Origin of the sequence: Streptococcus sp. SR1 (assembly GCF_000526075.1) — a bacterium.
Classification (GTDB): domain Bacteria; phylum Bacillota; class Bacilli; order Lactobacillales; family Streptococcaceae; genus Streptococcus; species Streptococcus halitosis.
This window is the reverse complement of the sequence record NZ_JATR01000020.1, coordinates 39,001-60,096: the sequence shown is the minus strand read 5'-3', so window position 1 is coordinate 60,096 and position 21,096 is coordinate 39,001. Positions and strand designations below refer to the sequence as shown.

The 21,096-nt window shown below is 39.2% G+C and carries 22 protein-coding genes; 1 reads left to right on the top strand and 21 read right to left on the bottom strand.

Translation table 11 applies throughout. The annotated features are described in order from the left end of the window. Positions 1 to 69: 69 nt before the first annotated feature. From HMPREF1518_RS07095 to pbp2a, 5 genes are all read right to left on the bottom strand, one after another. Positions 70 to 543 (bottom strand): transcriptional regulator, encoded by a 474-nt coding sequence (locus HMPREF1518_RS07095; protein WP_001049387.1) that lies wholly within the window; start codon positions 541 to 543, stop codon positions 70 to 72. Between the two features lie 120 nt (positions 544 to 663). Continuing rightward, a complete protein-coding gene (gene nusG, locus HMPREF1518_RS07090) occupies positions 664 to 1,200 on the bottom strand; it encodes a transcription termination/antitermination protein NusG (RefSeq protein ID WP_000376732.1) in 537 nt (178 codons plus the stop codon). Positions 1,201 to 1,251: 51 nt separating this feature from the next. Then, a complete protein-coding gene (gene secE, locus HMPREF1518_RS07085) occupies positions 1,252 to 1,428 on the bottom strand; it encodes a preprotein translocase subunit SecE (RefSeq protein WP_000505776.1) in 177 nt (58 codons plus the stop codon). Positions 1,429 to 1,437: 9 nt separating this feature from the next. Then, complete coding sequence (gene rpmG, locus HMPREF1518_RS07080; protein ID WP_001809375.1) at positions 1,438 to 1,590, bottom strand: 50S ribosomal protein L33; 153 nt, start codon at positions 1,588 to 1,590, stop codon at positions 1,438 to 1,440. A 52-nt stretch (positions 1,591 to 1,642) separates the two neighbouring features. Continuing rightward, on the bottom strand, positions 1,643 to 3,838 hold the full coding sequence (gene pbp2a, locus HMPREF1518_RS07075; protein ID WP_033585167.1) for a penicillin-binding protein PBP2A: 2,196 nt from the start codon (positions 3,836 to 3,838) through the stop codon (positions 1,643 to 1,645). Between the two features lie 86 nt (positions 3,839 to 3,924). Between pbp2a and HMPREF1518_RS07070 the strand changes: the two genes are divergently transcribed. Continuing rightward, a complete protein-coding gene (locus HMPREF1518_RS07070; RefSeq protein ID WP_081730837.1) occupies positions 3,925 to 4,800 on the top strand; it encodes an RluA family pseudouridine synthase in 876 nt (291 codons plus the stop codon). A 72-nt stretch (positions 4,801 to 4,872) separates the two neighbouring features. Here the strand turns inward: HMPREF1518_RS07070 and gap are convergent, their stop codons facing one another. From gap to rnpA, 16 genes are all read right to left on the bottom strand, one after another. Further along, a complete protein-coding gene (gene gap, locus HMPREF1518_RS07065; protein WP_000260673.1) occupies positions 4,873 to 5,883 on the bottom strand; it encodes a type I glyceraldehyde-3-phosphate dehydrogenase in 1,011 nt (336 codons plus the stop codon). 165 nt (positions 5,884 to 6,048) lie between these two features. After that, positions 6,049 to 7,350, bottom strand: coding sequence for an ABC transporter permease (locus HMPREF1518_RS07060; protein ID WP_162281873.1), 1,302 nt, complete (start codon positions 7,348 to 7,350; stop codon positions 6,049 to 6,051). Next, entirely contained in the window at positions 7,319 to 8,002 is a 684-nt protein-coding gene (locus HMPREF1518_RS07055; protein WP_033585165.1) for an ABC transporter ATP-binding protein, read from the bottom strand. The genes HMPREF1518_RS07060 and HMPREF1518_RS07055 overlap by 32 nt, the downstream gene beginning before the upstream one ends. Then, positions 7,983 to 9,191 carry a hypothetical protein gene (locus HMPREF1518_RS07050; protein WP_033585163.1) on the bottom strand — a complete coding sequence of 403 codons (1,209 nt, stop codon included), beginning with the start codon at positions 9,189 to 9,191 and terminating at the stop codon, positions 7,983 to 7,985. The genes HMPREF1518_RS07055 and HMPREF1518_RS07050 overlap by 20 nt, the downstream gene beginning before the upstream one ends. Positions 9,192 to 9,202: 11 nt before the next feature. After that, positions 9,203 to 9,787: an ABC transporter ATP-binding protein gene (locus tag HMPREF1518_RS10695; RefSeq protein ID WP_142357862.1), complete on the bottom strand. Its 585-nt coding sequence runs from the start codon at positions 9,785 to 9,787 to the stop codon at positions 9,203 to 9,205. Between the two features lie 495 nt (positions 9,788 to 10,282). Next, positions 10,283 to 10,573: a hypothetical protein gene (locus HMPREF1518_RS07040; RefSeq protein WP_033585161.1), complete on the bottom strand. Its 291-nt coding sequence runs from the start codon at positions 10,571 to 10,573 to the stop codon at positions 10,283 to 10,285. 153 nt (positions 10,574 to 10,726) lie between these two features. Continuing rightward, a complete protein-coding gene (locus HMPREF1518_RS07035; protein WP_033585159.1) occupies positions 10,727 to 11,647 on the bottom strand; it encodes a helix-turn-helix domain-containing protein in 921 nt (306 codons plus the stop codon). Positions 11,648 to 11,771: 124 nt separating this feature from the next. Beyond that, entirely contained in the window at positions 11,772 to 14,423 is a 2,652-nt protein-coding gene (gene adhE, locus HMPREF1518_RS07030) for a bifunctional acetaldehyde-CoA/alcohol dehydrogenase (RefSeq protein WP_033585157.1), read from the bottom strand. Between the two features lie 295 nt (positions 14,424 to 14,718). After that, complete coding sequence (locus HMPREF1518_RS07025; RefSeq protein WP_000413196.1) at positions 14,719 to 15,132, bottom strand: MORN repeat-containing protein; 414 nt, start codon at positions 15,130 to 15,132, stop codon at positions 14,719 to 14,721. Further along, entirely contained in the window at positions 15,119 to 15,562 is a 444-nt protein-coding gene (locus HMPREF1518_RS07020; protein ID WP_033585155.1) for a low molecular weight protein-tyrosine-phosphatase, read from the bottom strand. Before HMPREF1518_RS07020 ends, HMPREF1518_RS07025 begins: the two co-directional genes overlap by 14 nt. 47 nt (positions 15,563 to 15,609) lie before the next feature. Beyond that, complete coding sequence (yajC, locus tag HMPREF1518_RS07015; RefSeq protein WP_001069055.1) at positions 15,610 to 15,930, bottom strand: preprotein translocase subunit YajC; 321 nt, start codon at positions 15,928 to 15,930, stop codon at positions 15,610 to 15,612. 117 nt (positions 15,931 to 16,047) lie between these two features. Continuing rightward, positions 16,048 to 18,024 (bottom strand): transketolase, encoded by a 1,977-nt coding sequence (gene tkt / locus HMPREF1518_RS07010; protein WP_033585153.1) that lies wholly within the window; start codon positions 18,022 to 18,024, stop codon positions 16,048 to 16,050. A gap of 117 nt (positions 18,025 to 18,141) precedes the next feature. Then, entirely contained in the window at positions 18,142 to 18,765 is a 624-nt protein-coding gene (locus HMPREF1518_RS07005; RefSeq protein WP_033585151.1) for a hypothetical protein, read from the bottom strand. A 51-nt stretch (positions 18,766 to 18,816) separates the two neighbouring features. Then, on the bottom strand, positions 18,817 to 19,803 hold the full coding sequence (gene jag, locus HMPREF1518_RS07000; protein ID WP_033585149.1) for an RNA-binding cell elongation regulator Jag/EloR: 987 nt from the start codon (positions 19,801 to 19,803) through the stop codon (positions 18,817 to 18,819). A 14-nt stretch (positions 19,804 to 19,817) separates the two neighbouring features. Beyond that, entirely contained in the window at positions 19,818 to 20,645 is an 828-nt protein-coding gene (locus tag HMPREF1518_RS06995) for a membrane protein insertase YidC (RefSeq protein WP_002879448.1), read from the bottom strand. Further along, entirely contained in the window at positions 20,620 to 20,991 is a 372-nt protein-coding gene (rnpA, locus tag HMPREF1518_RS06990; RefSeq protein WP_033585147.1) for a ribonuclease P protein component, read from the bottom strand. Before rnpA ends, HMPREF1518_RS06995 begins: the two co-directional genes overlap by 26 nt. Positions 20,992 to 21,096 lie beyond the last annotated feature (105 nt).

The window sequence follows — 21,096 nt, the reverse complement described above, 5'->3', positions numbered from 1 at the left end:
GGACCTTGAGCTTTTCAACTCTTTCTATTATACCTACTTTTCCTACTTTGTCAAGATCTTTTTTCCTCTTTACCGAAATTCTGAAAATATAAGGGAAAGTTCTCTCAGGAGAGCTTTACGTCCTCTAAAGACTTCTCCTCCCATGAGACGGTCTATTAACTCTTGTTTTTCCATACTCTGCTTTGATTTGTAATTCTTTAGAAGTTCGTGAAAGAGATAATAATCGTCTAGCCTGAGTCCTTTTTCTCCTAGGCGATGACTAATCTCACTCACCTCTTCATAGGGTTCTTTGTCAAAACGTCGCTTGTGGCTTTCCTGTTTACGGATGTAATCTAGAATACGATTTCTAAATTTTGTTTTAAAGCAAACATATAGTTGATGGCGCTCGCCCTCTAGTAACTCTGGGTTGCGACTCACCAGCTCATACAGACATAACATGCCTTCCTGGTCCCAGTCCTCTTTCTCCCACAGATGCAAATGATAATCTTTGCGGCACTTATGGACGATGCCCTTCGTTTCTTCGTATAGTTCCTTCAGATTCATAGACCTCTCCTTTCTGCATTTAGTTTAGCAAAATGCACGAACCCATGGGTCTATTTCCTCTATTCTATACTTCTTCCTCTCTCAACGGCACATAAAAAGAGAGGCAAGGCCTCTCTGGGGTTATAATTCTGCAATTTGGTTTAGGTTTACTTCTGCAATAGTATCATTACCAAACATAGAGATAATCATCTTCACTTTATTGTTATCAATTTCGGTAATTTTACCTGTGTAGTCTGCAAAAGCGCCATCAATGATGCGGACTGTCTGGCCAACTTCAACATCAATATCGAACTCTTGAACAGTTTGTCCCATTGAAACCAAGATATCACGGATTTCTTGTTCCAATAGTGGAGTTGGTTTTGATCTGTTCCCGTGTGAGCCGACGAATCCTGTTACGTTCGGTGTGTTTCGAACGACGAACCATGCTTCATCTGTCATGACCATTTCTACAAGGACATAACCTGGAAAGCGATTCTCTTCAACTTCCTTTTTCTTTCCATTTTTCTCAACTTGCACGGTTTGTGTTGGAATCTCAACGCGTAGAATATTATCCAACATGTTATACGTTTGCGCACGTTGCAATAGATTTTCTTTTACCTTATTTTCATAGCCAGAATAAGTTTGTAGAACAAACCATCCTTTGTCAAAACTATCCATGATATTTCCTTTCATAATAGAAGAAATTAGCAGAAGCTCTCTGCCTTTCTTCTAAAAAATGTTAATAAATCGAATCAAACCTGAAACAATCAACTGGTCAAAAATGTAAATGATGACCACAAAGAAGGCTGTGTATTCCATAATAGAGCGAAAATCTCTCCAGCTTTCCTTGCGAGTTGGCCACGTTGTTTCTTTAAGAAGTTTAAAAATATCCTTAATAAAACCCATCGTTCTCTCCTATCTCGTTTCTCTATGTGTCGTATATTTCCCACAATGTTTACAAAATTTATTTACTTCTAGTCGTGTTGGCTTGGGGTTCCCACTAATTTTGATTGAATAATTTCTTGAACCACAAACTGCACAAGCTAGGCTTGCTTTTTTTAGTGCCATAACGCCTCCATCTTATCTATTATAACAAGAAACCTAGGCTTTGACAAGCCTCTTAACGAAATAGATTAAGGATTGAGTCCCATATTGTCTGGGCTTTTTCTTTTATTTTAGCTTCTGAAATCGCACGTCCTGCTTCATCTACAAGATTTTGTGCACGACTACGAATATCTCCTATCGGATCCTCAGACTGGTTTGTCTCATTTTCAACAACCTGCTTTTTCGTATTTTCTGGTTCAATACCATTTTGTTTATAAGCATTCTCAACTGTAAAGGTGCTACCTGGAGTGTATGGCAAAATGGTATTAGCCATACTTCTAAAGACATGGGCTGCTCCATTTGAGGTCGAACCTGCTAGATAATGGTTCTCATCCGTCGTCGGGAAGCCGAGCCAGTGGGTGATTACCACATCTGGAGTATAACCAATCACCCACTGGTCACTAGTATATACTGAATTAAAAGCAGCCTCAGTAGTACCTGTCTTTCCAGCCATAACATAATCTGTTGGCGATGAACTAATTCCTGTACCATTGGTAAATGTCCCTAGCATCATGCTGGTCATTTTATCGGCTACTGACTTATCAATCACTCGTTTTTGAGAATTTTTATGACTCTTGATGACCTGACCACTGGCATTTTCAATACGAGTGATAAAATGCGCTTCAGGCATCAGACCTTCATTAGCAAAGGTTGCATAGGCTTGTGCCATCTGGAGGGGATTCGTCTCTACACCTCCACCGAGAGCGACTCCAAGAACTCGATCAACATTTTCCATATTCAGGCCAAATCTCTCCCCAGCGTCAAAAGCTTTGTCAATACCTAATGCATTTACAGTCGCAACTGCCGGTAAATTGAGTGATTCAGCCAAAGCCTGATACATAGGTACTTCAGGAGAAGTCTTAATCCCTGCATAGTTGTCCACTTGATAACTATCGTACTGCATCGTATGATTATCCAGTTGCTTGTTTAAGGCCCATCCTGCTTCTACTGCAGGCGTATAAACCACTAAAGGTTTAATGGTTGAGCCTGGGCTACGCTTAGACTGAGTGGCATAGTTGAAATTGCGGAAGCCTGGTTTGTCATCGCCAGCTACGCTACCAACAACGCTACGCACCCCACCTGTTTTAGGCTCTAAAGCAACACTACCTGATTCAGCATGTGTTCCGTCTTCTGCCTTTGGAAATAGTGAGGTATTTTCGTAAACAACCTGCATGTTGGCTTGGTAGTTTTGGTCAAGTTCTGTGTAGATTCGATAGCCGTTGTTGACAATTTCTTCTTCTGTTAAATTGTACTTGGAAACGGCTTCGTTGACAACTGCATCAAAATAGGACGGGTAACGATAATCCGAAATCTTCCCTTCATACTTATCTTGCAGTTGAGAAGCCATATCTGCTCCAGCTGCTTCGGTCTCTTGATTTTTATCAATATAACCCGCTGCAACCATATTTTGCAAAACAGTATCCCTACGGTTGGTTGAAGTTTCAACAGAATTTAATGGATTATACAATTCTGGCCCCTTGAGCATCCCTGCTAGAGTGGCCGCCTGATCAAGCGTTAGTTGTGAAGCCGATACACCGAAATATTTCTTACTCGCATCTTCAACACCCCATACCCCATTCCCGAAGTAGGCGTTATTGAGGTACATAGTAAGGATTTGCTCCTTACTGTATTTCTTTGTCAACTCTAAGGCAAGGAAAAACTCCTTAGCCTTCCGTTCAACGGTTTGATCCTGAGACAGATAGGCATTTTTTGCCAACTGTTGAGTGATGGTGGACCCCCCTCCATAACGACCTGCTGTAAGGATGGCTAGAAAGAAACGACCGTAGTTTATCCCATCATTTTTATAAAAGGAACGGTCCTCTGTCGCGACGACAGCATTTTGTAAGTCTTTACTGATGTCTGTCAGTTCAACATAGGTTCCCTTTTGACCGGACAGGGCCCCCGCCTCTTTTTCTTCGCGGTCAAAAATCAGAGTTCGCGTTTTCAAGGCATTTTGCAAATCATTGACATTGGTAGACTTGGCTATCGCAAATAAGTAGGTTCCCACAAGCAAGCCAGCGCTTAACCCTAAAATGATGACGATCTTTGTCAGATGATAACGACGCCAAAATTTCCGAATTGGCCCTACTTGTGACATTTTTTTTCTATCGCTCCGAGAACGACGCATGCTAGTAGAATCAGACTCCGCCGATTCATTCGTTTCTTTTTTAAAGAGAGAAAGAAACTTCTCAAATAATTTATCTAATTTCATGCGTTTATTTTATCATCTTCACCATGGGAACTCAAGAATTTAGCTACTCCCTATCCAAATAGGGCTTTTTTTGTTACAATATCTGTATGCAATTCACATTTACATTACCCGAATCCCTGCCTCAAATGACGGTCAAACAATTTCTAGAGGAACAACTCCTCATCCCTAGAAAAATCCGTCATTTTTTGAGAACCAAGAAGAACATCTTAATTAACCACGAAGAAGTTCACTGGAACGAGATAGTCAAAGCAGGGGATATTTGCCAATTGACTTTTGACGAGGAAGATTATCCCCCCAAAGAAATCCTTTGGGGAAATCCAGACCTCGTTCAAGAAGTTTATCAAGACCAACATCTTATTGTCGTCAACAAACCTGAGGGTATGAAAACTCACGGTAACCAACCAAACGAAATCGCCCTTCTCAACCATGTCTCTGCCTACGTTGGGCAAACTTGCTATGTCGTTCATCGTCTAGATATGGAAACCAGTGGGCTAGTGCTTTTTGCTAAGAACCCTTTTATCCTGCCCATCCTCAATCGCTTGTTGGAGAAAAAAGAAATCGCTCGTGAGTACTGGGCACTCGTAGAAGGACGAGTAGAGAGTAAGGAACTTGTCTTTCAAGATAAAATCGGCCGTGATCGACATGATCGCAGAAAACGAGTAGTAGATCCCAAAAATGGGCAATATGCTGAAACGCATATCAGTCGATTAAAGCAATTCCCAAACAAAACAGCTCTTGTTCGTTGCAAGCTAAAGACCGGTCGAACGCATCAGATTCGTGTTCACCTCTCTCATCACAAGCATCCTATCTTGGGCGACCCTCTCTATAATAGTAAATCAAAAGCAAGCCGGCTTATGCTTCACGCCTTTCGCCTTTCTTTTACCCATCCACTCACCTTAGAAAAATTGAGTTTCACTGTTCTATCGGATACTTTTGAAAAAGAATTAAAAAAGAATGGATGACATTATCATCTATTCTTTTATCTATACAAAAAAGCAAGGCCAGAAAGCCTTGCTTTTTTATCGACTCAAGAATTATTTAGCGATTTTTGCAAAGTATTCAAGAGTACGAACAAGTTGTGAAGTGTAAGACATTTCGTTGTCATACCATGAAACAACTTTAACCAATTGTTTACCGTCAACGTCAAGAACTTTAGTTTGAGTTGCGTCAAACAATGAACCGAATGACATACCTACGATATCAGAAGATACGATTGGATCTTCAGTGTAACCATATGATTCGTTAGAAGCTGCTTTCATAGCTGCGTTTACTTCATCAACAGTAACGTTCTTATCAAGAACTGCTACCAATTCAGTTACAGAACCTGTTGGAACAGGAACACGTTGAGCAGCTCCGTCCAATTTACCGTTCAATTCAGGGATAACCAAACCGATTGCTTTAGCAGCACCAGTTGAGTTAGGAACGATGTTAGCTGCAGCAGCACGAGCACGGCGAAGGTCACCTTTACGGTGTGGTCCATCAAGAACCATTTGGTCACCAGTGTAACCGTGGATAGTAGTCATCAAACCTTCAACGATACCGAAGTTGTCATGAAGAGCTTTAGCCATTGGAGCCAAACAGTTTGTAGTACATGAAGCACCTGAGATAACTGTTTCAGTACCATCAAGAATATCATGGTTAGTGTTAAATACAACTGTTTTAACATCTGATCCACCAGGAGCAGTGATAACAACTTTCTTAGCACCACCAGCGTGCAAGTGTTTTTCAGCAGCTGCTTTAGTAGCAAAGAAACCAGTTGCTTCAAGAACGATTTCTACACCGTCGTTAGCCCAGTCGATTTGTTCTGGATCACGTTCAGCAGAAACTTTAACGAATTTACCGTTAACTTCAAATCCGCCTTCTTTAACTTCTACAGTACCGTCGAAACGACCTTGAGTTGTATCGTATTTCAACAAGTGTGCAAGCATCACTGGATCTGTAAGGTCGTTGATGCGAGTAACTTCAACACCTTCTACGTTTTGGATACGGCGGAAAGCAAGACGACCGATACGTCCGAAACCGTTAATACCAACTTTAACTACCATTAGTGATTTCCTCCTTATGAAAATCATGAAAATTTTATTGTGAAAAGAGTAACTTGAATCACTACAAATCACCTTTCAACACACCTATTATATAACTATTTGAGTTTAATTGCAAGTATGGGCGTCGATTTTCTCTGTCAGTTTCTTTTTGATAAACTTCTTTCCCTACTCATAGCGTAAGGATTCCACTGGATCCATTTTACTAATCTTACGTGCTGGGAAGTAGGCTGAAATATAGCCAAGAAACAAAGCAAAAATAAGAGTTCCTGAAACGGAGAGAAGATTTAATTCAAAAACTTTAGAGATAGACGGATAGAAATGGTGGACAATAATATTCGCTAGGCTTCCTAGTCCTTGTGCAATGATAAAGGCTATTAGCAAGGCGATCCCTACAATCCAAAGAGCTTCGTAGATAAAGATTCCTTTCACATCTCTATTTTGATAGCCAACCGCCTTCATGACACCAATTTCCTTAGAACGTTGCATGATATTGATGTAAATAATGATCCCTATCATAACTGCTGCCACCACAATCGCTTGTGAAGAAAGCACAATCAGTAATCCCTGAATGACACGAATAAAGGTAATCACAATATCAAGAACGGCCTGTTGAGAAAGAACTGTATACTTCTTATTTTTCTGCAATTCTTCTATTACTGTTTTCGTACGAGAAGGATCTTTAAGTTCCAGAATAAAATAGGATACAGCCTTTGTAAATTCAGCTTCTTTTAAAATAGTTTCCATCTGGTTGGAAGCCATGAAACTATTGCTATCCTCTGCATCATCTTCGTCATTGATGACACGCACAATATGAGTTTGAAAACCTGCCAACTTGCTACCTTCAGCAGCATTTTCTACAATGGTTGCTGAAACTGGCTTGCCAATAACATCACTAGCTGTCAGATTTTCCCCTGTTTGTTCATTCCAATTTTTGAGCAAACTCATCGGAATCGTCAATCCCTGCTCGTTAACATCCGTATAAAGAGTGCCTGCTAACACTTTTTCTTTTTCATTGCTACTAACAGAAATACTTGTATCTTCATACAAACTCACGACTTGAGCATAAGAAGGCATAGATTGGCTAAATTCTACTTCGTGTCCGTCTATGCTAATCTTTGACATGGTCATGCCAAAAGGACTTTCTAGATATTTAATATTTTCTTTCCCAATCGTATCCACGATATAGTTCTTATCATCTTGGTTCAAAAAACCTCTGCCAGCAACACTAGAATTCAGCGCAATCTGAACTTGGGAAGGGAGCTTCCCCCCGTTGGTATTCTCATCAATCATCGAAATCAAGGCATTTCCTAGCCCAAACGAAACCAATACACCTACAAAACCAATCGAGGTCGCTACTGCAATCAGCAAGTTACGCCACTTTCTTTCCAAAAAGTTACTTAAAGAAAGTTTGAATTTGTTTTTAAAGGACAATCCTTTATTTTTTGACTTCTTCAACGACTTCACCATCCTTCATTTTGATAATCACATCTGCATATTCAGTAACCTCTGGGTTATGAGTAACAATCAGTACTGTTTTCCCAGCTTGGGCCAAATTTTTGAACACTTCTAAAACCATCTCTTGAGATTGAGAATCGAGCGATCCAGTTGGTTCATCAGCTACAATCATATCTGGTTGGTTTACCAGAGCACGCGCAATGGCTACACGTTGTTTTTGTCCACCAGAGAGCTGTTTAACATTCTTAGCCATAAAAGGCTCCATCCCTAAATTATGAAGTTGTTCTTGGGCTATTCTTGTCATTTCTTTATCCGATAAATCTTTGACATAGAGAGGCAACTTAACATTATCCAAAACAGATTGATGGGGGATGAGATTGAAGTTTTGAAAGACAAACCCAATGTTGTCTTTGCGAAATTGCGTCAATTCAACCTCTGACAATTCCTTGAGAGACTCTCCTTTAAAGTCTAAAATTCCCTCGTACTCCCTATCTAAACCGCTGATAATATTTAATAGACTGGTTTTGCCACATCCTGACGGGCCATAAATCGCAGTGATTTTCCCTTCAGCAATTTGCAGGTTAATATTCCTTAGAGCCTGCTCTTTATTATTCCCATCCAAGGCGTAAAATTTTGAAATATTTTTAATGGATAAAATGGACATTACAATCTCCTTTAATCACTTGTGATATCGTGTACCGATACAAACTAAAATAAACAATACCAATATAAATTATATTTAACAGTATTAAACTCCATAAACCAAATAATTTAATCTGATTGAATAATAAGCAAACTATGATTGGTATGAGGCGCATAATATATAACTTAATCCTCATATTCACAGGAATCGAAAAAGCTTCTAGCTCTTTCGCATCTCGAAAACGATATTCTCTAAATAGCAATACCTCTAACATTTGTATGCTTTGACATAAAAAATATGCTAGAGAAATTCCGAAAAGAAATAAGAAGATATCTATCAAACCATACCCCAAATAATTTAGAAAGAAATATAAAGAAGTAGCAGGAAATAAAATACTAATAACATTTAAAGACCAAATTCTTTTTTTTATAAATTTATTTAGATCGATTCCTACAGCCTTCAGATAAGGAAAATCTTTGTTTAAGGTAAGAAAATAGAAATTTATTCCTTTATTGCTAAAAAATATTGTCCCTGAGAATAAAGCTGTATTCAATATCATCACTTTGTTTGAGGTATCAATTCCTAAAAAATCTGGTAAAACCAACCACATAAACATAAAAATAAATGTTGAAAAGATAGGTACGGTAATAGCTTTAAACACTGTTAAGCTATCAACGACAGACAGTAAATATGACACGTTGAATAATTGTTTAGATCTTGACCTCACATATCTAATCTTTGGTATATAAAATATGCTATTAAGTAAAAAAATAAGTAAACATGAAAATAGTCCTAAAAAAATATTATAGAAAAAAATAACTACTAAGATGGGCAAAACTAGAATTAAATTCTTAAAAAATACTATATTCCAAAATTCTCTCCCTGTTATATTGAAAAATATCCTCATTGTACTTTCTGTTTTAGTTTTTAAAACATAAATATTTTCATAAAGTATTCCTAATAACAGAATTGCAGGAACCAATATTGTTGCTAATTCAAAGTATGATAGGATTCCCCAAATTTGATTTTCTTTTAATATATTATAAATTTCTGATTTAGCAATCAAAAAAATAAAAACCAAAGCAATAGAAGATAAGAAATATTTGTAAGTCAATTGAATTAGCGATAATTCCTTGACATTATTCGAATCGTTCCAGTATCCTTGTCGTGATAGGAACAACAGAGTAATAGAATAATAAAACTTTTCCATACAATTTCCCTCTACAAAGAAATAATCTGATCAACTGTCGGTAAAATTTCCTGTCTCTCGTGGCTTACAATAATGAAGTGTTTACCTAAATTTATCTTTTGCTCAATCAAATGAATCAGATTTTCAACCGAAACTTGATCTAATCCCGATAAAGGCTCGTCCATAACATACAAATCAGAATCCAATAAAAATGCTGCTATAAGCATTACTTTTTTCTTTTCTCCTAATGACAATGATTGAATTGTTTGCGTCATCAATTTCTCATTCAAATAAAATTGTTCTCGTAATTCTCTTAACCGTTCTTCAAACAAATTTGTTTCAATAAAAAATTGTTTCTGTAAAAATTCGAATAATAAATTAGGAGATAAACCGATGAAATAGTTGTCCGAAGAATCTGGAACATAACTGACCTTTTCGTCAGAAATCAATGAGCCAGAATATGGTTGAACAATTCCTAGTAATACTTTTAATAATGTTGACTTCCCTGCACCATTTTTCCCAGTAATCAGTGTGAGACCTGAATTCGAAGTATCAAAAGAAATATGATCAAACAGTATGCGACTATTTACCCTATATGAAATATTTTCTACTTTCATTTTTTCTCCTTTTATATTATAATTAAAATAGTTGATAGTTATGTCTATAATCTTTTTGAGAATGCCCATTTTCAAACCGAGACATAACTATCAATTATTTTTTTATTCAATTATAATCATTCTAGTAATTTCTAATAGAAATTATTTATTTATTTATCTGTTATTAACTAAACCATTGTTTAATCCAGCCCCAAATTGCTGTTAAAATCCAGTCAATAATAATCCATTTGATAATTTTTTTTACCCAACGCCACATAATAATTCCTCCTATTTACTAAACCACTGTGCAACCCAAGCCCAAATAGCTGTCCACATTAAATTAATTAAAATCCATTTTACAATTTTCCATACCCAACGCCACATAACAATTCCTCCTATTTACTAAACCACTGTTTAACCCAGCCCCAGAGAGCTTCCCATAGTAAATTAATTAAAATCCATCTTACAATTCTCCATACCCAACGCCACATATATTTTTCTCCTTTTCTTTGATTCTTATTTTAATCTTCTAAAAAAATTAAAATTCCTAAATGTCCTGTTATTCTCTAACGTCATATCAAGTCCTACACTTACTTCTTGAACGAGAATAAGTGCATTTTTTTTAATACCTACTAAAGGATAAATTTTTAACTTTTTGGGTTTTATTGTAATCAAATCCAGTAAGTAGCCATTAACTCTTATTTCTACTTGAATAAGATTTGATAGTGTTTGTCGAATGAGCAGTACATCTCCTACTTCTGACATGCCAGTCAATAAAACATTGTTTATTCGTTCAAATTCTAGCATATCATTCCTCTAAACTCAAGTCCACCACCCACCCGTGATAAATAGAAAAATCAGTATTTTAATCATAGTAAATTCCTTTCTCTTTATTATGAATCCATTTTAACAAAAAAGCGACATTCCTCCAATGACAGAAATGTCACTCCTATAAACTCTTTAACGATATCTTTCTAGATCCTCCGTCCATTCATTGTCTAAACTAACGATTAACTTCTCATTTCCAAACATTCTCGCCATCATTTTTGCTTCTTCATACTTTTGTTTGGCTGTTTCATAATCCATCTGAATATAATATTTCCACTCCACCATCAAGACAATTGGTTGTTTTTGAAAATCTCGTGTTTTCTGTCCTATTTTATTTAAGGTCTCAACTGCTCTCTTAAAATAATGAAACAGCCCCATAATTTCTATACAAGCTAAAGAAGCTAACAAGGAATCTCTAAGCAAGTCCAAACAATCGAACTCTATCTTATCAACCTGAGAACTTAATTTGTCATGAAAACAAAGAATGGTTTCATGCTCAGACTTTTTTATCTCACCCTCGTTTAAACCATCCATTAACTGACAGTTGAAATACAGTCTCAATTTCAACAATTCCTCAGCCCTGTATACATCTCTGGATAGTAAGTCTTGAAGACTGTCCTCAATCACACTACTTCCGTATAAGGAATTACTAGTCGCCCTCACCTCATCTATAGCTTGAAGACAATCCACTATCACTTTCTCATCACGTGGCAAATCATCATAAAAACATTCAAAAATCTCATCAAAATATTTTTCCTTTCGTTCCTGCAACTCTTTGTCTCCATAGTCAGGATGATGAAGAAGAAAGTATTTTAATTCTTGGTAACGTTTGGGCAATTCCTTGTAGTCTGGCATCAAGACATACGATGGAATACCTAGCCTATCCGCAATATATTCCAGTGTTTTTATCGTAGGACGAAACTCTCCCTTTTCAATGCGCACCAACTGACGAACGGACAACTCTGACTCATCCCCACAAAAAACTGGACGACTAAGACCCTTCTCCTCTCTAAGGAGTCTTACCTTTTCCCCTAAATCATTCACTTCTCTCATTTACCTCTCGAATCTTTTCAAAAACTTTGATATTCAAATAACTATATGCGCTTATTATAACATTTTTCAAGAAAATGTACAAAAAAAGAGACAGGATAACTCCTGCCTCTAGGCTGATAAACAATTATTTGCGACGTCCTGGTCGTTCTGCATAACCATAGTAAGCATCTGCCATGATTTCTTCCATGTCAGCTACCATTGGCAAGCGTGGGTTTGCAGGTGAACATTGGTCTTCGTAAGCAAGTAAGGCAATTTCATGCAAGCTGTCTTTCCAAGCTTTTTCATCAATTCCAAAGCCTTTGAAGTTCATTGTGATTCCAACTGCTTCACCAAGATCGTAAACTGCTTTGGCATAAGCTTCAACCGCTTCTTCTGGTGTTGAGCAAGGAAGACCTAGCATACGAGCGATATCTTGGAATTTTTCATCAGCTTTCCAGTAATTGTACTTAGGCCATGTTGTAGTTTTAGATGGACGAGTTCCATTATAACGGATAACATAAGGAAGTAAAATAGCATTTGTACGTCCGTGAATGGTGTGGTGAACAGCACCAATCTTATGCGCCATTGAGTGACTCATTCCAAGGAAGGCATTTGCAAAGGCCATACCAGCCATTGTAGAGGCATTATGCATCTTTTCACGGGCTTCTGGGTCAGCTGTTTTTACAGATTTTTCCAAGTATTTGAAGACTAACTTGATGGTTTGAAGAGCAATACCATCTGTATAGTCATTGGCAAAGTTAGAAGTATAAGCTTCAGTTGCGTGTGTCAAGACATCCATACCTGTGTCAGCAGCAATAAATGCTGGAACAGATTCTACCAAAGCAGGGTCAACAATTGCAATGGTTGGTGTCAAAGCGTAGTCAGTGATTGGGTATTTCCGGTTGTTTGCCTTGTCAGAGATAACTGCAAACGGTGTTACTTCTGAACCTGTACCAGATGTTGTTGGAATACCGATATATTGTGCTTTCTTACCAAGTGATGGGAATTTGAAGGCACGTTTGCGGATATCCATGAATTTTTGAACGAGGTCACCGAAGTCAACGTCTGGCTGTTCATAGAACATCCACATACCTTTAGCTGCATCCATTGGTGAACCACCACCAAGGGCAATGATAGTGTCTGGTTCAAACGAACGCATTACTTCAACACCACGACGAACTGTTGTGATATCTGGATCTGGTTCAACATCTGAGAAGACTTGAATCGTGACTTTGTTTTTACGAAGATTCAATTGGTCAATCACACGTTGTACAAAACCGAGTTTTTCAATTGATTTATCGGTAACAATCATGACACGTTCGATACCTTCGCAAGTTTGAAGGTATTGGATAGAATTGCGTTCGAAGTAGATTTTTGAAGGAACTTTAAACCATTGCATATTATTTCTACGTTTTCCTACTTTCTTGATGTTAAGAAGGTTGATAGCGGATACGTTATCACCAACTGAGTTGTGTCCATATGAACCACATCCAAGTGTTAATGATGGAATGAAGGCGTTGTATACATCACCGATACCACCAAAGGTAGATGGAGAGTTCCAGATAATACGCATTGCCTTTATTTCCGTACCGAAACGTTTTGCAAGAGCTTCGTCTTTTGTATGGATAGCTGCTGAGTGACCAAGACCATTGAACTCAACCATTTGACGAGCTTTCTTAAGTCCGTCTTCAGTGTCTTCAGCTTTCAATACTGCAATGACTGGTGACAATTTTTCACGAGTCAAAGGCTCGTTTTCTCCAACTTCCATACATTCTGCTGCAAGGATATTTGTTCCTTCTGGAACTGAGAAACCTGCTTGTTCTGCAATCCATGCTGCTGGTTTACCAACGATGTTTGCGTTTAGTTTAGCACCTGCACAGTTTTTGCTGTTTGCTTTCACGCCGAAACAGAATTCTTCAAGAAGTGCTTTTTCTTTCTTGTTTACAAAGTAAGTATGGTATGATTTGAATTCATCTACAAATTCGTCATACACTTCTTTATCAATGATAACGGCTTGTTCTGATGCACAGACCATCCCATTATCAAATGATTTTGACATAACGATGTCATGAGCAGCTTGACGAAGGTCAGCAGATTTTTCTACATAGGCAGGAACGTTTCCGGCACCTACCCCAAGAGCTGGTTTTCCACATGAGTATGCAGCTTTAACCATAGCATTCCCACCAGTTGCGAGGATAGTCGCAACACCTTCATGGTTCATAAGTGCCCCAGTTGCTTCCATAGATGGCTTTGTAATCCATTGAACACAGTTTTCAGGAGCACCAGCTGCAATCGCTGCATCACGAACGATTTGTGCAGCATGAGCAGAAGATTCTTGAGCTGATGGGTGGAAGGCGAAAACAATTGGGTTACGTGTCTTCAAAGCAATGAGTGATTTAAAAATCGCTGTTGAAGTTGGGTTTGTTGTTGGAGTGATACCACAAATAACTCCGACCGGCTCCGCAATCTTCGTCAAACCTGTAATTGGATCATCTTCAATAACTCCAGCTGTTTTAACTCCACGCATATTGTTCACTACGTGTTCACAGGCAAATAGATTTTTTGTCGCCTTATCTTCAAACACACCACGACCAGTTTCTTCAACTGCGTGTTGTGCAAGGATACCGTGCGCATCAAGTGCTGCAACAGACGCTTTTGCTACGATGTAGTCAACTTGCTCTTGGTTCAACTTGCGCATTTCATCAAGCGCAACCAAGGCTTTTTTCACGAGACCGTCGACATGCTTTTCAGCAGCAAGTTGTTTTTCCTCTGGTGTTACTGTTTTTTTATCAGCCATATTATCCTCCATAGCCTTTAAGGATGTTATCCTTTGTTAATTTTTTCACAAGTTCATTATAACTCTTTTTTTATACTTTGTAAACAGTTTCATAAGCATTTCACAAAGAAATTTCCTGAGTTTGTGAATTTTTTCTCAACCCACCTGTGCAATAGAGTTTTATCTGGATGATTGTGAAATTATGAAAAATATTTTTTTATTTCACAAAGTTTTTCTAGTTGATAGTTATTTATCGAATTCAAGGCAAGAAAGCGTTTTCTTTTTTGGTTTTGAAAATAGTCTCCTAACTTGGGGACTACTGTTTTTGCTGAAAAACGCCTTGTTTAAAGGTCCCTTCATAAACAACCTCTTGCTCTGTAGTCAACTTCCCTTGACCTTCAGCCTGACCATTTACAAAATCACCTTCGTATTTCCAGCCATCTTTTGATTGGAAAGTCCCTTTTCCATTAAAGGCTCCATTATTGAAATCACCTGTATATTGGTCTCCATTTTCAAAGGTCAGAGTTCCTTGGCCATTCATTTTTCCTCGTACCAAGGTACCATCATAAACAAGGGCACCGCCATCAAGTGTCAGGGCACCCTTTTTAGGTGTATTTAGTAGAAATACTGAAAGGGCACAGAGTGCAATTACGACTACTGCAATGAACTCTAGCCTAGGGCGAGTTAGGTAAACTCTATACTTTTCATAGATTTGTTTAAGCTTTTCCATTGTCACTCTCATTTTCTAATCGATCTAGCCAGCTTCGACATCCACTTGTGATGCGAGCATAGGTTTCCTCAAAATCTCCTGTATACCAAGGATCCGGGACACTTTCAGATGCAAAAGGGGAGATCTTATGCTGCAATTCCTGAGGACACATTTGACGCAGATCTGAAACGTTTGAAGCATCCATACCGATAATGTAATCAAACGATTCAAAGTCTTCTCTACGAATCTGGAGTGATGTTTTGTCTTTGTCATAAGGAATCTGATACTGCTGGAAAATTCCCTGCGTTCCCTTATGAATCGGATTGCCATGTTCCCATGATGACGTGGCACGGCTCTCGACTTGGTAATCGCTCGTCATGGATTTCATCACAAACTCTGCCATGGGGCTACGGCAGATATTTCCTAAGCACACAAATACTATTTTTCTCATCCCTTTTCCTCTCACTTCATAGAAAAACGGGAGTGACAGGTCCCGTTTTATTCTTCGATTGCTCCGCCTTCGTCAACAACTGTTCCTTCTGGTGTCACAGCCTCTTTGAGTGGCAACACTGTCTTGATAGCAGCCAATTCAAAAGTCAAATAAACGCCATCTACATCAAGTACGATTGTTCTCTTCTCAGTGTCTACTTCATCCACTGTTCCGTAAAGGCCGCCAATTGTAATAACTTCATAGCCTTTTTGAAGCTTGTTCAAGCTTTCCATACGCTTTTGAGCTTGTTTCTTTTGAGAACGTTGCATAAAGAACATCAAGGCCATCATACCTACAAGCATGATTAAAAAAGTAATATTTGGATTCATTGTTTTCTCCTTTGTCTTTTACATAGGACTACTATATCAAATTTCAGCTACTTTTACAAGGTTGTACCTTGTTTTATGATGATAAAAAAATCAGAGTGAGGACTCTGATTTCTGCGATTATTTCAAGTTTTGAACGACTTTGACTAGATTTTCAACTGTGAATCCGTACTCTGCCAATACTTTTGGTGCTGGGGCAGACGCACCAAATGTATCAATACCGAGAACTGCACCATCTAGACCAACATATTTGTACCAGTTTTGAGTTGCACCCATTTCGACTGCAACACGACGGCGAACTGCATTTGGAAGGATTTCTTCCTTGTATGCTGCATCTTGTTTATCAAAGACATCTGTAGATGGCATGCTGACTACGCGGATTTTTGCGCCTTGACTAGCTAATTCTTTGGCAGCTGCGACAGCTAGATTGACCTCTGAACCTGTTGCAATCAAGATCGTATCAAAGTCTGCCGCATTTTCATAGACGACATAGGCACCTTTCGCAACCTTGTCAAAGTCTGTCCCTTCTTCAACAGTCAAGTTTTGACGTGTCAAGACAAGAGCAGTTGGTGTTTTCTCACTTGTCACTGCAAGGTACCAAGCTGCTTGAGTTTCACGCGCATCTGCTGGACGGAAAACATTCAGATTTGGCATGGCACGGAGACCTGCTAAGTGTTCAACTGGTTCGTGAGTTGGACCATCTTCACCAACTGCAATAGAATCGTGGGTAAAGACATAAGTCACAGGAAGTCCTTGCAAGGCTGACAAACGAACAGCCGCCTTCACATAGTCAGAAAAGACGAAGAAAGTTCCACCATAAACACGAAGTCCACCGTGAAGAGCCATCCCGTTCAAAATCGTTCCCATTGCAAATTCACGAACACCAAACTGAATGTTGCGGTTCAAGCGATTAGCGTCGTCTTGAAGTCCATCCGTTTTGATATAAGTCATGTTTGAGTGAGCGAGGTCAGCTGATCCACCTAGGAAAGTTGGCAACTTAGCAGCTACAACGTTCAAAGCATCCTGACTTGAATTACGAGTTGCTTGAGAGAAACCATTTTCTAAGGCTGGAAAGTCTGCTGGAGTCACCTCAACTGGGTCACGGCCGTCGATAATGGCTTCTACTTCTGCAGCCAGTTCTGGATGTGCTTCTTTATAGTCAGCGACTAGTTTTGTCCATGCTTCATAGGCTGATGCACCACGGTCTGCAACATTTTCCTTGAAATCAGCATATACTTCAGCTGGGATTTCAAATGGTTCATAGTCCCAACCGAGAGCTTGACGAGTTGCTGCAGTTTCGTCTGCACCAAGAGGAGCACCGTGTACAGCATTGGTTCCTTGTTTATTTGGAGAGCCATATCCAATCACAGTCTTCACTTCAATCAAAGATGGTTTGCCTGAAGCTTTAGCTGCTTCGATAGCCGCATGGATTGCTTCCAAGTCTGTTCCATCTTCAACCAAGGCTGTATGCCAACCGTAAGCATTGTAACGGTCACGAACACTTTCTGTAAAGGAATCTTTTGTCTCACCATCCAAGTTGATGTCATTTGAATCATAAAGAACCACCAACTTGTCAAGTTTTTGCAAGCCTGCGTATGAAGCTGCCTCACTGGAGACACCTTCCATCAAGTCTCCGTCTCCACAGATCACATAAGTATAGTGGTCAAAGATATTGAAGCCTTCACGGTTATACTTCGCCGCAAGGAAACGTTCTGCTTGGGCAAAACCAGTAGCAGTAGAAATCCCTTGTCCTAGAGGACCAGTTGTAGCGTCAACCCCTGCTGTATGGCCAAATTCTGGATGACCAGGTGTTTTAGAACCCCATTGGCGGAAACTCTTGATTTCATCCATGCTAACATCTTCAAAACCAGAAAGGTGAAGAAGGGCATAGAGAAGCATAGATCCGTGTCCTGCTGAAAGAATAAAGCGATCGCGGTTGATCCAGTTTGGTTGGGCTGGATTGATACGAAGTTGTTTTGTGAAGAGGCTATAGGCCATAGGAGCAGCCCCCATAACCACCCCTGGGTGACCTGAGTTTGCTTTGTTGATGGCGTCAATACCTAGAAAACGAATTGCATTAACAGATAGATTTGACATAGAATTTCCTTTCTCTTTGAGGTGATTAATGAATCACACATCCTATTTTACTATTATATGAAAAAATGCATAGAATAGCAATAAAACAATTTGCGTTCATCTAACACATTTGATTTTCTATTTCCTCGTCACTTCATAGTACGGAAGCAAGCGAGTATAAGCGCCCTCTAGCTTCTCCAATATCGCTTCTACTGACTGATTTTCAATAAGGGAAACATCTGACTTGACCAAAACCTTACGGACTTCCTGACTTCTCACCTTCTCGCGTAAGAGCCGACGGTTTTCTTCATTAGCTTCTACCTTTTGACTTTGACCATCGGTGTATGCTAGATAATAGATCCCTTCTACTGGTGGAATATCTAAAATTTTGGCTTGTTTGCTCAGCGTCTGCTCATCCTTCTTGCGCTCGATGAAACTGACTTCTAAGGAAATCCCAAAATCTGAACCTTCCCCATACAAACGCAGCGCCAACATGGGTTCTGTTACCTGCCCCTCTCTCTGTAAATAGGCCCAGAAATGCGGTCGCAAGCGCTGCGCTTGATTCATCCACTGACTAGTCTGTTGCAATTGCCATTCGGGATGACTTGCTTGGAAGGTCTTGGCTAGGTTTGTAAAAGCCTTACGAGCCTCCTGGCCTTTGTGGCGCAATTCCAGCATCTTCTCTCGCTCATCCCCAGACTTATCTGGATTACGATACTGGATCCCCGCGTAAGATAGATAGTTTCTGATGGTTTCCATCATCGGTCTCTTCTCCTTTTTTCTAGCAAAAAATCAGGTCAAGCCTGATTTTGTTTATTCTGTATCTACAACAACATAACGATTTGGCTCGTCACCTTCAGAGTAACTCGTCACCCCATCCATGCGTGAAATGATGCGATGGATAATCTTGCGTTCGCTATTCGACATTGGATCTGTTTGCTGGCTACGACCTTCCTCCAAAACGCGATTCGCCAATTTTTGAGCGTAGGTTTGTAACACTTCTGCACGGTGTTCAACATAATCATTGACATTAATCGTAATGTAGAAAGTTCTTGAATAGCGATTATAAAGATAATTTTGTGCCAAGAGCTGAAGGGCCTTCAAGACTTTTCCATGATAGCCGATAATACGGCCTGGTTCGTTGGTGTCAATTTGAAGATTGATGGTACGACGATTGTAGTCGCTTGAAATCGTACCTTCAACATCCATATCATCCACAATGGTTTGAACGTAGCTCGCTACTTCTGTTGCCACTTGTTCGATATCATAACTTGGCTCTACTTTTAAGCCCAAATCTTCCAACGATTGGCTCGCTACTTCTTGCGTTTCAGCTTCTTGTTCTGGGGCAGACTTAACTTCCTCAGCAACATCTTCTGCTTGCAGTTCATTTAAAATTGAAATATGACCTGTTTCTTCCAAAATCGTGCTGGCATGTTTTTCATTTTTCAAGATTTCAGCCTTGACCTCTTCAGAAACACCTTGACCTTCTTCTTCAATCTTCTTGATGGCTTCCACTACATGCCCCAAATCAACTGTTGCTTCGCTGACGCTCTTTACTGGTTCATTCTTTTCATTGACTTCTTTTGGAACCCCTTTAATAGCCTGCTGATTGGCTTTGATCACTGTCGTTTCACTAATCGCTTCGATATCAACTTGAGCTGGCTTCTTACCAAACAAGCCTAAGAACCCTTTTTTCTCTTTCGAAACAACCTTGATGTGGGCCTTCATTCTTGGAATGTCTAATTCTTTCAATCCTTTTTGGATTGCCTCTTCAACCGTTGAACCTGTAAATAATACCATTACAAGATTCCTCCTTATTTTTTCTTTTTCTGTGCTTTTTTCAAGGCTTTTCTCTTCTTACCTTCTAAATCTTTTTCTGCTTGCGCCACTGCTTCTCTTTCAGCAATAATCTTGAAAGGATTGTTCAAGAAATAGGTTTGCAAAACTTGGTAAGCATTGGATACAGCCCAGTACAAGGCAACTCCACTAGGTGCAGAGATGGCAAAGATAAAGATCAGTACCGGCATACCATACATCATCCCTGTCGTAGCTCCACTTTTTTCGGATAAAGCTTTATTCGATAACCAGCTACTCAAGAAGGTAAAGACTGCCGCCAAAATCGGAAGGACAAAACTTGTATCTACTCCTCCCAAATTAATCCATAAAAAGTGACCTGTTTTCAAAAAATCTACTCGGCTCAAGGCTTGAAAGAGCGCCAATAGAACCGGCATTTGTATTAAAATTGGCCAGAGTGAGGATGAATGCTTAATTCCTAACTCTTTATAAACCTTGCGCATTTCCTGGTCTAGCTTGGTTCTACTTTCCATATCACGACCCGGATATTGCTCTCGCAAAGCCTTGATGCGTGGTTGAGCCTCTTGCATTTTTCTAGAGGCAACCATCTGTGTCTGAAAGACCGGTAATAGAATCGTCCGAATCAAGATTGTGAAGAGGATAATCCCCACTCCGATACTAATGTCAAAGGACAAAAAGCGGATAATTTCAGCAAAAAAATAGACGAATTTACTCCAAAAATCTGTCGAATCCGCTGTTATATCGCTAGCTGTACCATTTGTTGCACAGGCTGTCATGATAAACAAGGACAAGCCCAACAAACTAGTCAACTGTAGTTTCTTTTTCACTCCCATTTCCTTCCTGGTAAATCTTTGATAACTTTAATACGTGGAGTAGGTTTTTCTCCATCTCTGCATATTCCAAGGTTTCCACCCCTTTTCGGACAATCACGACAAAATCAACATGCTCTACTAAACTCCCTTTTACACTTTGTAGAATGTGCCGGATTCGTCTCTTAATTTGATTTCTGGTAACTGCATTCCCCAGCTTTTTGCTGACGGACAGTCCTACTCGAAAATGGTTTTGCTGGTTTTCCAATTGGTAGACAACAAATTTTCGATTGGCAAAACTTGTTCCGTCCTTGAAAATCGCCTTAAAATCTTTCTCTCTTTTTACACGAAAGCTTTTCTTCAAAACTCAACTCCATCTATTAAATTACTACTATTATACCATATTTTTTGAAAAAGCCAATAACAGCAAGGTTTTAGACATTTTCTACATAAAAAAAGCTGGAAAATC

Excerpts from the sequence above, each read along its gene's own strand:
- HMPREF1518_RS07095 (WP_001049387.1), bottom strand. The coding sequence starts at position 543 with ATGAATCTGAAGGAACTATACGAAGAAACGAAGGGCATCGTCCATAAG.
- nusG (WP_000376732.1), bottom strand. The coding sequence starts at position 1,200 with ATGGATAGTTTTGACAAAGGATGGTTTGTTCTACAAACTTATTCTGGC.
- secE (WP_000505776.1), bottom strand. The coding sequence starts at position 1,428 with ATGGGTTTTATTAAGGATATTTTTAAACTTCTTAAAGAAACAACGTGG.
- rpmG (WP_001809375.1), bottom strand. The coding sequence starts at position 1,590 with ATGGCACTAAAAAAAGCAAGCCTAGCTTGTGCAGTTTGTGGTTCAAGA.
- pbp2a (WP_033585167.1), bottom strand. The coding sequence starts at position 3,838 with ATGAAATTAGATAAATTATTTGAGAAGTTTCTTTCTCTCTTTAAAAAA.
- HMPREF1518_RS07070 (WP_081730837.1), top strand. The coding sequence starts at position 3,925 with ATGCAATTCACATTTACATTACCCGAATCCCTGCCTCAAATGACGGTC.
- gap (WP_000260673.1), bottom strand. The coding sequence starts at position 5,883 with ATGGTAGTTAAAGTTGGTATTAACGGTTTCGGACGTATCGGTCGTCTT.
- HMPREF1518_RS07060 (WP_162281873.1), bottom strand. The coding sequence starts at position 7,350 with ATGGTGAAGTCGTTGAAGAAGTCAAAAAATAAAGGATTGTCCTTTAAA.
- HMPREF1518_RS07055 (WP_033585165.1), bottom strand. The coding sequence starts at position 8,002 with ATGTCCATTTTATCCATTAAAAATATTTCAAAATTTTACGCCTTGGAT.
- HMPREF1518_RS07050 (WP_033585163.1), bottom strand. The coding sequence starts at position 9,191 with ATGGAAAAGTTTTATTATTCTATTACTCTGTTGTTCCTATCACGACAA.
- HMPREF1518_RS10695 (WP_142357862.1), bottom strand. The coding sequence starts at position 9,787 with ATGAAAGTAGAAAATATTTCATATAGGGTAAATAGTCGCATACTGTTT.
- HMPREF1518_RS07040 (WP_033585161.1), bottom strand. The coding sequence starts at position 10,573 with ATGCTAGAATTTGAACGAATAAACAATGTTTTATTGACTGGCATGTCA.
- HMPREF1518_RS07035 (WP_033585159.1), bottom strand. The coding sequence starts at position 11,647 with ATGAGAGAAGTGAATGATTTAGGGGAAAAGGTAAGACTCCTTAGAGAG.
- adhE (WP_033585157.1), bottom strand. The coding sequence starts at position 14,423 with ATGGCTGATAAAAAAACAGTAACACCAGAGGAAAAACAACTTGCTGCT.
- HMPREF1518_RS07025 (WP_000413196.1), bottom strand. The coding sequence starts at position 15,132 with ATGGAAAAGCTTAAACAAATCTATGAAAAGTATAGAGTTTACCTAACT.
- HMPREF1518_RS07020 (WP_033585155.1), bottom strand. The coding sequence starts at position 15,562 with ATGAGAAAAATAGTATTTGTGTGCTTAGGAAATATCTGCCGTAGCCCC.
- yajC (WP_001069055.1), bottom strand. The coding sequence starts at position 15,930 with ATGAATCCAAATATTACTTTTTTAATCATGCTTGTAGGTATGATGGCC.
- tkt (WP_033585153.1), bottom strand. The coding sequence starts at position 18,024 with ATGTCAAATCTATCTGTTAATGCAATTCGTTTTCTAGGTATTGACGCC.
- HMPREF1518_RS07005 (WP_033585151.1), bottom strand. The coding sequence starts at position 18,765 with ATGATGGAAACCATCAGAAACTATCTATCTTACGCGGGGATCCAGTAT.
- jag (WP_033585149.1), bottom strand. The coding sequence starts at position 19,803 with ATGGTATTATTTACAGGTTCAACGGTTGAAGAGGCAATCCAAAAAGGA.